We start from the raw sequence: 12,630 nt of genomic DNA, 5'->3' as shown, positions 1-12,630 counted from the left end.
CGCTCCCGTCCTCCCATGCCCGGACGACGCTTCGGAGGAATGCGCCCTCTCCCCGGCAAGACCGGGGGAGCGGGCGGGGGCGAGGGGGACTGTTCCTTCCAGAAGCGCGCATCGGCCAGGCCTCACCCTTCCGACAACCGCGCCAGCTCCTCGGCCTGGTGCTCGCGCGCGAGCCGATCCAGCAGCTCGTCCATCGCCCCCTCGATCACGTTGGGCAGGTCGTACAGCGTCAGCCCCTCGACCCGGTGATCGGTGATGCGCCCCTGCGGGAAGTTGTAGGTGCGGATGCGCTGGCTGCGATCGCCGCTGCCGACCTGCAGCTTGCGCGACTGCGCCTGCGCGGCCTGCTGGCGGCTGCGCTCGGCGTCGAGCAGCTGCGCCTTCAGCCGCTTCATCGCCTTGTCGCGGTTGGCGTGCTGGCTGCGTTCGGTCTGCGACTCGACCACCACGCCGGTCGGCAGGTGGGTGATGCGGATGGCCGAGTCGGTCTTGTTGACGTGCTGGCCGCCGGCGCCGGAGGAGCGGAACGTGTCCACCTTCAGGTCGGCCGGGTTGATCACGACGTCGTCGATCGCCTCGTCCTCGGGGATGATCGCCACCGTCGCCGCCGAGGTGTGGATGCGGCCCTGCGACTCGGTCGCCGGCACCCGCTGCACGCGGTGGGTGCCCGACTCGAACTTCAGCCGCGAGAACGCGCCGCGGCCGCTGACGCGGGCGACGATCTCCTTGTAGCCGCCGTGCTCGCCCGGGCTGTCCGACTCGACCTCGACCTTCCAGCCCTGCCGCTCGGCGTAGCGCGCGTACATGCGGAACAGGTCGCCGGCGAAGATCGCCGCCTCGTCGCCGCCGGTGCCGGCGCGCACTTCCAGGAACAGGTTGGCGTCGTCGCGCGGGTCCTTGGGGATCAGCAGCAGCGACAACTCGTCCTCCAACTGCGCCAGCCGCGCCTGTGCGGCGGCGATCTCCTCCTCGGCCAGTTCGCGCAGTTCGGGGTCCTCGCGCATCGCCTGGGCGGCGGCCAGGTCCTGCCGGGCGCGGGTCTCGGCGGCCAGCGTGGCCACCAGCGGCTCCAACTGGGCGAACTCGCGTGAATGGCTGCGGAAGCGTTCGTTGTCGGCCAGCACCGCCGGGTCGGCGAGCAGGCGTTCAAGTTCCTCGCGGCGCTCGGCCAGCGCTTCCAGCTTACGGCGCAGGGTCGGCGTCATCAGGCTTCTTGGAGTGGGAGTAGGGCGCCTGCGCCGGGAACAGCCGCTCGGCCGCGCGGGTCAGCTCGCCGTCGCCGCGCAGGGCGGCGTCGCGCAGGGCGGCGGTCGGCGGGTGCAGCAGGCGGTTGGTCAGGGTGTGGGCGAGGAAGTCCAGCACCTCCTCGGCCGGCTTGCCGTTGGCTAGTTGCTGGCGGGCGCGCGCCAGCACGTCCTCGCGGGCGGATTCGCCCAGCGCGCGCAGGCGCTTGAGCGGTTCCTGGCGGGTGCTGGCCTGCAGGGTCTCGACGTAGCGGGTGACCTGCAGGTCGATGATCGCCTCGGCCGCCTCGGCGGCCTCGCGGCGGCTGCGGCGGTTGTCCTCGACCGCGCGCTCCAGATCGTCGACGGTGTACAGGTAGGCGTCGGCCAGTTCGGCCACGTCGGCGGCGATGTCGCGCGGCACCGCCAGGTCGAACAGCAGCATCGGCTTGTGCCGGCGCGTCGCCAGCGCCTGCCGCACCTGGGCGTGGGTGATGACCGGATCCCGGCTGGCGGTGGCCGAGAACACGATGTCGGCCTCGGCCAGGTGGCGGTCCAGCTCGCTCAGCGGCAGCGCGTAGCCGCCGTGGCGCAGCGCCAGTTCCTGCGCGTGGGCCAGGGTGCGGTTGGCGATCAGCAGCCGGCGCACGCGGCCCTCGCTCAGGTGCTTGGCGGCCAGCGCGATGGTCTCGCCGGCGCCGATCAGCAGCACGCTCGAATCGCTGAGCCGGGCGAACGAGTTCTCCGCCAGCCGCACCGCCGCCGAGGCCACCGACACCGGGTTGGCGCCGACGCGGGTGTCGGTGCGCGCGCGCTTGGCCACCGAGAAGGTCTGCTGGAACAGCCGGTCCAGCCGGTTGCCCAGCGCGCCGTGCTCGCGCGCGTTGACCCAGGCGTCCTTCACCTGGCCCAGGATCTGCGGCTCGCCCAGCACCATCGAGTCCAGCCCGGTGGCCACCCGGAACAGGTGGCGCACGGCCTCGGCGTCGCGGTGGCGGTACAGGTAGGCGTCCAGGCCCTCGGCATGGGTGGCCAGCCAGCTCGCCAGCACGTCGCCGTCCTCGGCCACGGCATACAGCTCGGTGCGGTTGCAGGTCGACAGCAGCGCGGCTTCCTCCACCCGCGGCAGCGCGCGCAGCGACGCCAGCGCCTGCGGCAGCGAGCCGCCGTCGAAGGCGACGCGCTCGCGCAGTTCGACCGGCGCGGTCTGGTGGTTGAGGCCGAGAACCCACAACGTCATGGTTCAGGTGCTTGCGATAAGCTGCTGGCTGACAAGGCCGCTATTTTACGGTCCCGCCGCCGCTTATGCCCGCAATGATTCGCATCACCCTCGCCGCCGCCCTGCTGGCGCTGCCGATGTCGCTCCCCGCCGCTCCGCCCGCCGCCCCCGCCGAGGACCCGCTGGTCGCGGTGATGGCCGGCGAGTACGCACTGCAGGCCGGCCAGTTGCCGGAGGCGTCGCGCTGGTACCTGCTGGCCGCCCGCCGCGAGGACGACGCCGGCCTGGCCGAGCGCGCCACCCGCATCGCGCTGCTGGCCAACGAGGATCGCCACGCCGCCGAGGCGCTGAAGCTGTGGCGCCGCCACGCGCCCGAGTCGCTGGCCATGCGCGGCGCCGAGGCCACCCTGGCGCTGCGCCAGGGCAAGGTGCGGCAGGCGCGGCGCGAACTGGGCGCGCTGATGCGCGAGGACGATCCGCTCGGCTGGCGCCATGCACTGGTCGCGCTCGGCAGCGGCGGCAAGGATCCCACCCTGTCGGCACGGCTGCTGGGCGAACTGGTCGACGACGGCGCCGTGCCGGCCCGGCTGGAGGCGTGGCTGGCCTTCGCCGGCCTGGCCCAGCAGCTCGAACAGCCGGCGCTGTCCGGGCGCATCGTTGCCGAGGTGGTGCGGCGCTTCCCCGAGGAGCCGCGGGTGGCGCTGCTGCATGCGCGCCAGCTGATCGGCGGCGACCGTAAGGAGGAGGCGCGCAAGTTGCTGGACGGGCTGATGCCGGCCGCCGCCACCGACCAGGCCATACGCCTGGGCCTGGCCGAGGAATACGACCGCCTCGGCGACCCGGTCGCGGCCTCGGCCGCGCTCGCGCAGGGACCGCAGGACACCCTGACCTACGGCCTGCGCGCCTCGCTGCTGGCCAAGGGCGAGGACGATGCCGCGCTGGCCGCGCTTTACGACGAACTGCGCGGCCAGGCCGAGGGGAACGATGACCCGACCGTCCAGTCCGGCCCGGAACGCCTGCTCCTGCTCGGCCAGATCGCCGAGTTCCTGAAGCGCCCGCAGGAGGCGCTGGACTGGTACCGCAGCGTGCCCGGCGGCGAGCAGCGCGCCGAGGCCCAACTGCGCGCGGTCAACACGCTGCACCAGCTCGACCGCAAGGCCGAGGCCTACGCCGAGGTGCGCCGCCTGCAGGCCGATGCCGAAGGCGACGACGACGCCCGCCGCAACGCCTACCTGCTGGAGGCCGAACTGCGCCAGAAGGACGGCGAGGACGCCGCCGAGCTGGACGTGTTCGCGCGCGCGCTGGCCGCCTATCCGGACGATCTGGCGCTGCTGTACTCGCGCGGGCTGGCCTGGGAGCGCCGCGACGACATCGAGCGCGCCGAGGCCGATTTCCGCCGCATCCTGGTGGTCGATCCGGAGAACGTGGCCGCCCTCAACGCGCTCGGCTACACCCTGGCCGACCGCACCACCCGCTACCAGGAGGCGCTGGAGCTGATCGACCGCGCCCGCGTCGCCGCGCCCGAGGACGCGGCCATCATCGACAGCTACGGCTGGGTGCTGTACCGGCTGGGCCGCCACGCCGAGGCGCTGGTCGAGCTGCGCCGCGCCTTCACCCTGCGCAAGGACGCCGAGATCGCCGCCCACGTCGCCGAGGTGCTGTGGGTGATGGGGCAGAAGGAGCAGGCCCGCCACTACTTCGAGGAGGCGCGCCGGCTGGATCCGGAAAACCGCGCCCTGCAGCGCGCGCTGGAGAAGACCGGCGCATGAACCTCGCCAGGAACCTGCTGCTGGCCGTGCTCGCGGCCGGTCTGGCCGCCTGCGCCAGCCACCCCGTGCGCACCGACGGCCCCGCGCTGCTGCGCGATCCCGAGGCGCTGGCCGCCGCGCAGGCGCGCCAGGCCAACCGCGAGGCCTGGCTGCGCAGCCGGCCCGGCTGGTCGTTCTCCGGGCGGGTCGCGGTCAGCCAGGCCGGCAAGGGCGGCAGCGGCCGGCTCGACTGGCGGCAGGACGGCGAGGGCTACGTCATCTCGCTGGCCGCGCCGGTGACCCGGCAGAGCTGGCGGCTCAGCGGCGATGCCGCCGGCGCGCGGCTGGAGGGCCTGGAGGGCGGCACCCGCGAAGGCGCCGACGCCGACGAACTGCTGCGCCAGGCCACCGGCTGGGACGTCCCCATCCGCCACCTGGCCGACTGGGCGCGCGCGCTGGCGGCGCCCGGCGACGGGCCGGCCGAACCCGCTTTCGACCTGGACGGCCGGATCGTCCTGCTGGCGCAGTCCGGCTGGCGCATTGCCTATTCCGACTGGCAGCCACCCGAGGGCGACGCCCCGGCCATGCCGCGGCGGCTGGAGGCCGAGCGCGGCGTGGCGCGGGTGCGGCTGGTCGTCGACCAATGGCAGTTCGACCCGCCATGAGCGCGGTTGCCGACAGCGGTTGGTCGTCCTGGCCGGCGCTGGCCAAGCTCAACCTGTTCCTGCGCATCACCGGCCGCCGCGCCGACGGCTACCATGAGCTGCAGACCGTGTTCCGGCTGCTCGACTGGGGCGACACGGTCGAACTGCGGCCACGCGCCGACGGCCGCGTCCACCGCCTCGGCGATTCGGCGGCCGGGGTCGCCGAGCAGGACGATCTGATGGTGCGCGCGGCCAATTTGCTGAAATCTTCGGCCAATGTCGTCCAAGGCGTTGACATTCGTGTCGAAAAGCGCATTCCCAGCGGCGGTGGTTTCGGCGGTGGCTCGTCCGATGCGGCCACCGTGCTGGTCGCCCTGGACCGGCTCTGGGGGACCGGCCTGTCCACCGCGACGCTTGCCGGCCTCGGCCTGCGGCTGGGCGCGGACGTGCCGGTCTTCGTCCACGGCCACAACGCCTGGGCCGAGGGCGTGGGCGAGCGGCTGACCCCGCTGGCGCTGCCGCCGGCGACCTACCTGCTGGTCGACGCCGGCGTCCACGCGCCGACCGCCGCGCTTTTCCAGGCCCCCGATTTGACGCGCGATGCGCCAGCCGCGAAAATATCCGACTTCGTTTCGGGAAGCCTGCTCGACAATGCGTTCGAGCTGGTGCTGCGCCGGCGCGAACCCGTCATCGACCGCGTGCTGACCGCGCTTTCCCGCGTGGGTCGCGCGCGTCTGACCGGTTCGGGCGGGGGCTGCTTCGTCGAGTTCGGCGACCGCGCCTCGGCCGAGGCCGCGCTGGCCAGGCTGGACGGGCTGCCGCCCGGCGCGCGCGCCTGGCTGGCTGCGGGCGCTGCGCGCTCGCCGCTGCTGGAAGCATCCGGAACGGAAAACAATCCAGGGGCGTCGCCAAGTGGTTAAGGCACCGGGTTTTGATCCCGGCATGCGTAGGTTCGAATCCTTCCGCCCCTGCCAGACCCAAAGCCCATGATCCGCCGTCCGCGGCGGATCCACCGCCACGCCTTCGCCGGGACGACGCCATGCAAGACGACCGCAACCTGCTTGTGTTCTCCGGCAACGCCAACAAGCCGCTGGCGCAGAGCATTTGCAAGGAACTGGGCGTGCGCCCGGGCAAGGCGCTGGTGTCCACCTTCTCCGACGGCGAAGTGCAGGTGGAGATCGAGGAGAACGTCCGCCGCCAGGAAGTCTTCGTCGTCCAGCCGACCTGCGCGCCGGCCGCCGAGCACCTGATGGAGCTGCTGGTGCTGATCGACGCGCTCAAGCGCGCCAGCGCCGCCTCCGTCACCGCGGTGGTGCCGTACTTCGGCTACTCGCGCCAGGATCGCCGCCTGCGCTCCTCGCGCGTGCCGATCACCGCCAAGGTGGCGGCCAAGATGTTCACCGCGGTCGGCACCGACCGGGTGCTGACGGTGGACCTGCACGCCGACCAGATCCAGGGCTTCTTCGACATCCCGGTCGACAACGTGTACGCCTCGCCGCTGCTGCTGGCCGACATCTGGCGCGCCTACGGCACCGACAACCTGATCGTGGTCTCGCCGGACGTCGGCGGCGTGGTGCGCGCCCGCGCGGTCGCCAAGCGCCTGGACGACGCCGACCTGGCCATCATCGACAAGCGCCGCCCGCGCGCCAACGTGTCCACGGTGATGAACATCATCGGCGACGTCGAGGGCAAGGACTGCGTGCTGGTCGACGACATCGTCGACACCGCCGGCACCCTGTGCGCGGCCGCCGCGGCGCTGAAGGCGCGCGGCGCCAACAAGGTGGCCGCGTACTGCACCCACCCGGTGCTGTCCGGCCCGGCGGTGGACAACCTCAACAACTCGGTGCTCGACGAGCTGGTGGTGACCGATACCATCCCGCTCTCGCCCGAGGCCCGGGCCTGCGGACGCATCCGCCAGCTCAGCGTCGCCGAACTGCTGGCCGAGACGGTGCGCCGCATCGCCTTCGGCGAGTCGGTCAGTTCGTTGTACGTGGATTGAGGACGGGAGTGGGGAGTCGGGAATAGGGAATGGCAAGAGCGGCGCCCCGCTTCTTCCATTCTCCATTCCCGATTCCCCATTCCCAGCTTTACAACGGCTCTTCTGGTCGCGGAAGAGTCACCCCAGGCCGCCGCGAGGCGGTTCATTCAACCGAAGGTAGTAAGCAAATGGCAACGACACACGAAATCAAGGTGCAGCGCCGCGAGGACGAGGGTAAGGGTGCGAGCCGCCGCCTGCGTCACGCCGGCCAGGTGCCCGCCATCGTCTACGGTGGCGATCTCAGCCCGGTCAGCATCCAGCTGAACCACAACGAGGTCTGGCTGGCCAGCCAGAACGACTGGTTCTACTCGTCCATCCTGGACCTGAGCCTCAACGGCGACGTGCAGAAGGTGCTGCTGCGCGACATCCAGCGCCACCCGTACAAGCAGCAGATCATGCACCTGGACTTCCAGCGCATCACCGGCAACGAAGTGCTGCGTGCGACCGTCCCGTTGCACTTCGTCAACGAGGACAAGTCGCCGGCCGGCAAGTCCGCCGACGTCGTGGTGACCCACGAACTGAAGGAAGTCCACGTCGCCTGCCTGCCGAAGGACCTGCCGGAGTCGATCGAAGTCGACCTGTCGGATCTGAAGGTCGGCGACATCGTGTACCTGTCGGATCTGAAGCTGCCCGGCGGCGTCGAACTGCCGCAGCTGAAGCTGGGCAAGGAACACGACGACGCGGTGGTCACCGCCAAGCATGGCAAGGAAGAGGCCGCGGCCGATGCGGACGCCGACAGCGCCGAAGTGCCGGCCACCAAGGCCAAGAAGGACGACAAGTAATCCCGCCCGGGAGCCGGCCCCGCGGCCGGTTCCCGTCGCGGCATCGTTGCGATGACAGGCTTGCGTCTCATCGTCGGACTGGGCAATCCCGGGGCCGAACACGCGAAAACCCGCCACAACGCGGGTTTTCGTTTTGTCGATACCCTCGCCGCGCGCGAGGGCGTCCGCTTCGGGCTGGAGTCCAGGTTGTTCGGCGAGACCGCCAAGGTGGTCATCGCCGGCCAGCCGATCTGGCTGCTGCGGCCGTCCACCTACATGAACCTGTCCGGCAAGTCGGTCGCCGCCGCGCTGCGCTACTGGAAGATCGAACCGGAGCAGGCGCTGCTGGCGCACGACGAGCTGGACCTGGCGCCGGGCACGGCGCGGCTCAAGTTCGACGGCGGCCACGGCGGCCAGAACGGCCTGCGCGACACCATCGCGCACCTGGGCCACGGCCGGTTCCACCGCCTGCGCATCGGCATCGGCCATCCCGGGCACAAGGACCGCGTGACCGGCTGGGTGCTCGGCAAGCCCGGCAAGGACGACGAGATCCTCATCGGCCGCGCCATCGACGACGCGCTGGACGTGCTGCCGCTGGCGGTGCAGGGTGATTTCATGGAGGCGATGAAGCGGTTGCACACGGCGAGGGAATAGGGAATGGGGAATGGGGAATCGTGAGAGCAGCAATCCGCCTGCTTTTCACCATTCCCCATTCCCGATTCTCCATTCCCGGATTCAAATCATGGGCATCAAATGCGGCATCGTCGGCCTGCCCAACGTCGGCAAGTCGACCCTCTTCAACGCGCTGACCAAGGCGGGCATCGCCGCGGCCAACTTCCCGTTCTGCACCATCGAGCCGAACGTCGGCGTGGTGCCGGTGCCGGATCCGCGCCTGAACCAGCTGGCCGAGATCATCAAGCCGCAGAAGGTCGTCCCGACCGCGGTCGAGTTCGTCGACATCGCCGGCCTGGTCGCCGGCGCGGCCAGCGGCGAGGGGCTGGGCAACAAGTTCCTGGCGCACATCCGCGAGGTGGACGCGATCACCCACGTGGTGCGCTGCTTCGAGCACGGCGACATCATCCACGTCGCCGGCAAGGTCGATCCGCTCTCGGACATCGACACCATCGACACCGAGCTGGCGCTGGCCGACCTGGACAGCGTCGAGAAGGCGCTGAACCGCGCCGAGCGCTCGGCCAAGGCCGGCGAGAAGGACGCCATCGCCCGCAAGCCGGTGCTGCAGAAGCTGCAGGCCGGCCTCAACGACGGCAAGCCCGGCCGCGCGCTGGGCCTGGACGCCGAGGAACTGGCGCTGGTGCGCGATCTGTTCCTGCTGACCCTCAAGCCGGTCATGTACGTGGCCAACGTGCTCGAGGACGGCTTCGAGAACAACCCGCACCTGGACGCCGTGCGCGCCCGCGCCGCCGAGGAGGGGGCCGAGGTGGTGCCGGTGTCGGCGGCCATCGAGGAAGAGCTTTCGCAGCTGGACGACGCCGACCGCGACGCCTTCCTGGCCGACCTTGGCCTGGACGAGCCGGGCCTGAACCGGGTCATCCGCGCCGCCTACAGGTTGCTGGGCCTGCAGACCTACTTCACCGCCGGGGTCAAGGAAGTGCGCGCCTGGACGGTCAAGGCCGGCTCGACCGCGCCGCAGGCCGCGGCGGTCATCCATACCGACTTCGAGAAGGGCTTCATCCGCGCCGAGACCATCGCCTTCGACGACTTCATCAAGTACAGGGGCGAGGCCGGCGCCCGCGACGCCGGCCGGCTGCGGCTGGAGGGCAAGGAATACCGGGTCCAGGAAGGCGACGTGCTGCACTTCCGCTTCAACGTCTGAAAAATGCGCCACGGCACGTTGACAGACCCGAAGGTTCAGGCCAAAATCTCGTGCTCTTTCACCCAGGCATGATTTTGACCGCGAAGGTCGGCTCATTCCGGTGAATCCGGAGGGATACCCAAGCGGCCAACGGGGGCAGACTGTAAATCTGCTGGCTTACGCCTTCGGTGGTTCGAATCCACCTCCCTCCACCAGTTATCCGGAGCAGGCGCCAACAGGGGCTTGCGCCGAAGCAGCAAGGACCGTGGAGGTGGGTGAGAACCGCCGCCGTGGTTCGACAGAAGCGCCGGAGGGCGCTTCTGAACGTGCCGAAGGCACGGCCCGGAGGGCGAGGCGCGCAGCGCCGAGTCATCCACCTCCCTCCACCGGTTTCACCTGTTGTCTGGTTGTTGTGCGGTCTCCCGGCGCGGGAGTAGTTCAATGGTAGAACTGTAGCCTTCCAAGCTACTAGTGCGGGTTCGATTCCCGTCTCCCGCTCCATTCGGACGTCCAGCACCAACCAGGCGGCAAGCAAAAAGGTTTCACGCTCACGTAGCTCAGTCGGTAGAGCACCTCCTTGGTAAGGAGGAGGTCGATGGTTCGATTCCATTCGTGAGCACCATCCACGCGGTATCCAAGCAGCATCCATTCAACTGATCTGAGAACAGGCAGCCATGGCAAAGGGTAAATTCGAACGCACCAAGCCGCACGTGAACGTGGGCACGATTGGTCACGTTGACCACGGCAAGACGACGCTGACGGCGGCGCTGACGAAGGTGGGCGCGGAGCGCTTTGGCGGCGAGTTCAAGGCCTATGACGCGATTGACGCGGCGCCGGAAGAGAAGGCGCGCGGCATCACGATTTCGACGGCGCACGTGGAATACGAGAGCCCGACGCGCCACTACGCGCACGTGGACTGCCCGGGCCACGCCGACTACGTGAAGAACATGATTACCGGCGCTGCGCAGATGGACGGCGCGATTCTGGTGTGCTCGGCGGCGGACGGCCCGATGCCGCAGACGCGCGAGCACATCCTGCTGTCGCGCCAGGTGGGCGTGCCGTACATCGTGGTGTTCCTGAACAAGGCGGACATGGTGGACGACGCCGAGCTGCTGGAACTGGTGGAGATGGAGGTTCGCGAACTTCTGTCGAAGTACGAGTTCCCGGGCGACGACACCCCCATCATCGCCGGTTCGGCGCGCCTGGCGCTGGAAGGCGACCAGTCGGAGATTGGCGTGCCGGCCATCCTGAAGCTGGTGGACGCGCTGGACAGCTGGATTCCGGAGCCGCAGCGTGACGTGGACAAGCCGTTCCTGATGCCGGTGGAAGACGTGTTCTCCATCTCCGGCCGCGGCACGGTGGTCACGGGCCGCATCGAGCGCGGCATCATCAAGGTGGGCGACGAAATCGAAATCGTCGGCATCCGCCCGACCCAGAAGACCACGGTCACCGGCGTTGAGATGTTCCGCAAGCTGCTGGACCAGGGCCAGGCGGGCGACAACGCGGGCCTGCTGCTGCGCGGCACCAAGCGCGACGACGTGGAGCGCGGCCAGGTGCTGTGCAAGCCGGGCAGCATCACCCCGCACACCGAGTTCGAGGCGGAGGTGTACGTGCTGTCGAAGGACGAGGGCGGCCGTCATACGCCGTTCTTCAAGGGCTACCGTCCGCAGTTCTACTTCCGCACCACCGACATCACCGGCGCGGTGACGCTGCCGGAGGGCGTGGAGATGGTGATGCCGGGCGACAACATCAAGATGGTGGTGAGCCTCATCAACCCGGTGGCGATGGACGAGGGCCTGCGCTTCGCCATCCGCGAGGGCGGCCGCACCGTCGGCGCCGGCGTGGTGGCCAAGATCATCAAGTAACGATTTGACCCCTGCGCGCGCAAGTGCGCAGGGCTTCGTCGAATCGTCGTCCCCGCGCAGGCGGGGATCCAGCGACTTGATGAAGCTCAGCAGGGCGGGCCGGGAACCTCGGTCCGCCTTCGCCGTCTAAGGGAAGCCTTCGGGCAACCGGTTGAAAACGTACGCCAGTAGCTCAATTGGCAGAGCAGCGGTCTCCAAAACCGCAGGTTGGGGGTTCGAGTCCCTCCTGGCGTGCCACTTCCGCGGGTGCTCCCACCAGATCCCGGCCTTCATCGACCGGACTTAACGAAGAGCGACAGCGACTTGAACAGCAAGGTCGAACATTCCAAGACCGCCGCGACGCCCGCGGCCGACATCGCCCGGTACGTCCTGGCCGGGGCCCTGGTCCTGGCGGGCCTGGTGGCGTGGTGGTGGTTCAACGGCCAATGGGCCACGCCGCTGCGTTCGCTGGCGGTGGTCGCCGGCCTGGTGCTGGGCGGCCTGGTGTTCCTGACCACGGGCAAGGGCCGCGACACCCGCGAGTTCCTGTCCGAATCCCGCTTCGAAATGCGCAAGGTCGTCTGGCCGACGCGTCAGGAAGCCACGCGCACCACCTGGGTGGTGATCGTGGTGGTGATCATCCTGAGCCTGATCCTGGCGGGCTTCGATTTCGCCATCAAGGCGCTGATCGAGCTGTTCCTGAACTTTGGCCGCTGAGGAGAGTGCCGCAGTGAAGCGTTGGTATGTCGTTCACGCCTATTCGGGCTTCGAGAAGTCGGTGGCGCAGGCGCTGCGCGACCGCATCGTCCGCGACGGCATGCAGGACCGCTTCGGCGAGGTGCTGGTCCCGACCGAGGAAGTGGTCGAGATGCGCTCCGGCCAGAAGCGCCGTTCCGAGCGCAAGTTCTTCCCGGGCTACGTGCTGGTGCAGATCGAGACGCACGACGAGGCCGGCATCCCGCGCATGGACAACGAGAGCTGGCACCTGGTGAAGGACACCTCCAAGGTGCTCGGCTTCATCGGCGGCACCGCCGACCGTCCGCTGCCGATCCGCGACGAGGAGGCCGACGTCATCCTCCAGCGCGTGCAGGACGGCGTCGAGAAGCCGCGCCCCAAGGTGCTGTTCGAGCCGGGCGAGATGGTCCGCGTCACCGACGGCCCGTTCAACGACTTCAACGGCGTGGTCGAGGAAGTCAACTACGAGAAGAGCCGCCTGCGCGTGGCGGTGCTGATCTTCGGCCGCTCCACCCCGGTGGAACTGGAATTCGGCCAGGTCGAGAAGGCCTGAGCCAGGTCCGGCGCCGGTTACCCTGGCCGGGCGGAAACCTGCTATAGTACGC

12 protein-coding genes, 5 tRNA genes and 1 other RNA gene are annotated in these 12,630 nt (G+C 69.7%); 16 read left to right on the top strand and 2 right to left on the bottom strand.

Features of this window, described 5'->3' with window-relative positions:
• Window positions 1-122: 122 nt before the first annotated feature.
• Both prfA and hemA read right to left on the bottom strand, forming a co-directional pair.
• Entirely contained in the window at window positions 123-1,205 is a 1,083-nt protein-coding gene (gene prfA, locus AAG688_RS13305) for a peptide chain release factor 1 (protein WP_411832713.1), read from the bottom strand.
• Window positions 1,183-2,463, bottom strand: coding sequence for a glutamyl-tRNA reductase (hemA, locus tag AAG688_RS13300; RefSeq protein WP_411832712.1), 1,281 nt, complete (start codon window positions 2,461-2,463; stop codon window positions 1,183-1,185). Before hemA ends, prfA begins: the two co-directional genes overlap by 23 nt.
• Window positions 2,464-2,528: 65 nt before the next feature.
• On the opposite strand from hemA, the gene AAG688_RS13295 reads away from it, so the two are divergent.
• The 16 genes from AAG688_RS13295 (at window position 2,529) to nusG (ending at window position 12,578) form a co-directional block, all read left to right on the top strand.
• Window positions 2,529-4,211 carry a hypothetical protein gene (locus tag AAG688_RS13295; RefSeq protein ID WP_411832711.1) on the top strand — a complete coding sequence of 561 codons (1,683 nt, stop codon included), beginning with the start codon at window positions 2,529-2,531 and terminating at the stop codon, window positions 4,209-4,211.
• The gene (gene lolB, locus AAG688_RS13290) at window positions 4,208-4,855 is read left to right on the top strand and encodes a lipoprotein insertase outer membrane protein LolB (protein ID WP_411832710.1); all 648 of its coding nucleotides are present in this window, start codon (window positions 4,208-4,210) and stop codon (window positions 4,853-4,855) included. Before AAG688_RS13295 ends, lolB begins: the two co-directional genes overlap by 4 nt.
• Window positions 4,852-5,754, top strand: a complete 903-nt coding sequence (ispE, locus tag AAG688_RS13285; protein ID WP_411832709.1) for a 4-(cytidine 5'-diphospho)-2-C-methyl-D-erythritol kinase — start codon at window positions 4,852-4,854, stop codon at window positions 5,752-5,754. The genes lolB and ispE overlap by 4 nt, the downstream gene beginning before the upstream one ends.
• Window positions 5,733-5,808: transfer RNA gene (locus tag AAG688_RS13280), tRNA-Gln, on the top strand. Before ispE ends, AAG688_RS13280 begins: the two co-directional genes overlap by 22 nt.
• A 65-nt stretch (window positions 5,809-5,873) precedes the next feature.
• On the top strand, window positions 5,874-6,833 hold the full coding sequence (locus AAG688_RS13275; RefSeq protein ID WP_411832708.1) for a ribose-phosphate diphosphokinase: 960 nt from the start codon (window positions 5,874-5,876) through the stop codon (window positions 6,831-6,833).
• Window positions 6,834-7,000: 167 nt separating this feature from the next.
• Entirely contained in the window at window positions 7,001-7,654 is a 654-nt protein-coding gene (locus AAG688_RS13270; protein WP_411832707.1) for a 50S ribosomal protein L25/general stress protein Ctc, read from the top strand.
• A 51-nt stretch (window positions 7,655-7,705) separates the two neighbouring features.
• Complete coding sequence (gene pth, locus AAG688_RS13265) at window positions 7,706-8,287, top strand: aminoacyl-tRNA hydrolase (protein ID WP_411832706.1); 582 nt, start codon at window positions 7,706-7,708, stop codon at window positions 8,285-8,287.
• A gap of 88 nt (window positions 8,288-8,375) precedes the next feature.
• Window positions 8,376-9,467, top strand: coding sequence for a redox-regulated ATPase YchF (ychF, locus tag AAG688_RS13260; protein ID WP_411832705.1), 1,092 nt, complete (start codon window positions 8,376-8,378; stop codon window positions 9,465-9,467).
• A gap of 108 nt (window positions 9,468-9,575) precedes the next feature.
• Window positions 9,576-9,661: transfer RNA gene (locus tag AAG688_RS13255), tRNA-Tyr, on the top strand.
• Window positions 9,662-9,700: 39 nt separating this feature from the next.
• Window positions 9,701-9,835: non-coding RNA, RtT sRNA (locus AAG688_RS13250), on the top strand.
• Window positions 9,836-9,873: 38 nt separating this feature from the next.
• A tRNA-Gly gene (locus AAG688_RS13245) sits at window positions 9,874-9,947 on the top strand.
• Between the two features lie 45 nt (window positions 9,948-9,992).
• A tRNA-Thr gene (locus tag AAG688_RS13240) sits at window positions 9,993-10,068 on the top strand.
• Between the two features lie 52 nt (window positions 10,069-10,120).
• Entirely contained in the window at window positions 10,121-11,311 is a 1,191-nt protein-coding gene (gene tuf / locus AAG688_RS13235) for an elongation factor Tu (RefSeq protein ID WP_411832692.1), read from the top strand.
• A 161-nt stretch (window positions 11,312-11,472) separates the two neighbouring features.
• Window positions 11,473-11,548 (top strand) — tRNA-Trp (locus AAG688_RS13230).
• Between the two features lie 66 nt (window positions 11,549-11,614).
• A complete protein-coding gene (gene secE / locus AAG688_RS13225; RefSeq protein ID WP_411832704.1) occupies window positions 11,615-12,007 on the top strand; it encodes a preprotein translocase subunit SecE in 393 nt (130 codons plus the stop codon).
• Between the two features lie 13 nt (window positions 12,008-12,020).
• On the top strand, window positions 12,021-12,578 hold the full coding sequence (gene nusG, locus AAG688_RS13220; protein WP_411832703.1) for a transcription termination/antitermination protein NusG: 558 nt from the start codon (window positions 12,021-12,023) through the stop codon (window positions 12,576-12,578).
• Window positions 12,579-12,630: the final 52 nt, after the last annotated feature.

It is taken from the genome of Pseudoxanthomonas mexicana, assembly GCF_046736355.1.
Classification (GTDB): domain Bacteria; phylum Pseudomonadota; class Gammaproteobacteria; order Xanthomonadales; family Xanthomonadaceae; genus Pseudoxanthomonas_A; species Pseudoxanthomonas_A mexicana_B.
This window is presented reverse-complemented; position numbering and strand designations above follow the sequence as displayed.

What these genes read in the sequence shown, in the direction of transcription:
- prfA (WP_411832713.1), bottom strand. Translation starts at nt 1,205, where the DNA reads ATGACGCCGACCCTGCGCCGTAAGCTGGAAGCGCTGGCCGAGCGCCGC.
- hemA (WP_411832712.1), bottom strand. Translation starts at nt 2,463, where the DNA reads ATGACGTTGTGGGTTCTCGGCCTCAACCACCAGACCGCGCCGGTCGAA.
- AAG688_RS13295 (WP_411832711.1), top strand. Translation starts at nt 2,529, where the DNA reads ATGCCCGCAATGATTCGCATCACCCTCGCCGCCGCCCTGCTGGCGCTG.
- lolB (WP_411832710.1), top strand. Translation starts at nt 4,208, where the DNA reads ATGAACCTCGCCAGGAACCTGCTGCTGGCCGTGCTCGCGGCCGGTCTG.
- ispE (WP_411832709.1), top strand. Translation starts at nt 4,852, where the DNA reads ATGAGCGCGGTTGCCGACAGCGGTTGGTCGTCCTGGCCGGCGCTGGCC.
- AAG688_RS13275 (WP_411832708.1), top strand. Translation starts at nt 5,874, where the DNA reads ATGCAAGACGACCGCAACCTGCTTGTGTTCTCCGGCAACGCCAACAAG.
- AAG688_RS13270 (WP_411832707.1), top strand. Translation starts at nt 7,001, where the DNA reads ATGGCAACGACACACGAAATCAAGGTGCAGCGCCGCGAGGACGAGGGT.
- pth (WP_411832706.1), top strand. Translation starts at nt 7,706, where the DNA reads ATGACAGGCTTGCGTCTCATCGTCGGACTGGGCAATCCCGGGGCCGAA.
- ychF (WP_411832705.1), top strand. Translation starts at nt 8,376, where the DNA reads ATGGGCATCAAATGCGGCATCGTCGGCCTGCCCAACGTCGGCAAGTCG.
- tuf (WP_411832692.1), top strand. Translation starts at nt 10,121, where the DNA reads ATGGCAAAGGGTAAATTCGAACGCACCAAGCCGCACGTGAACGTGGGC.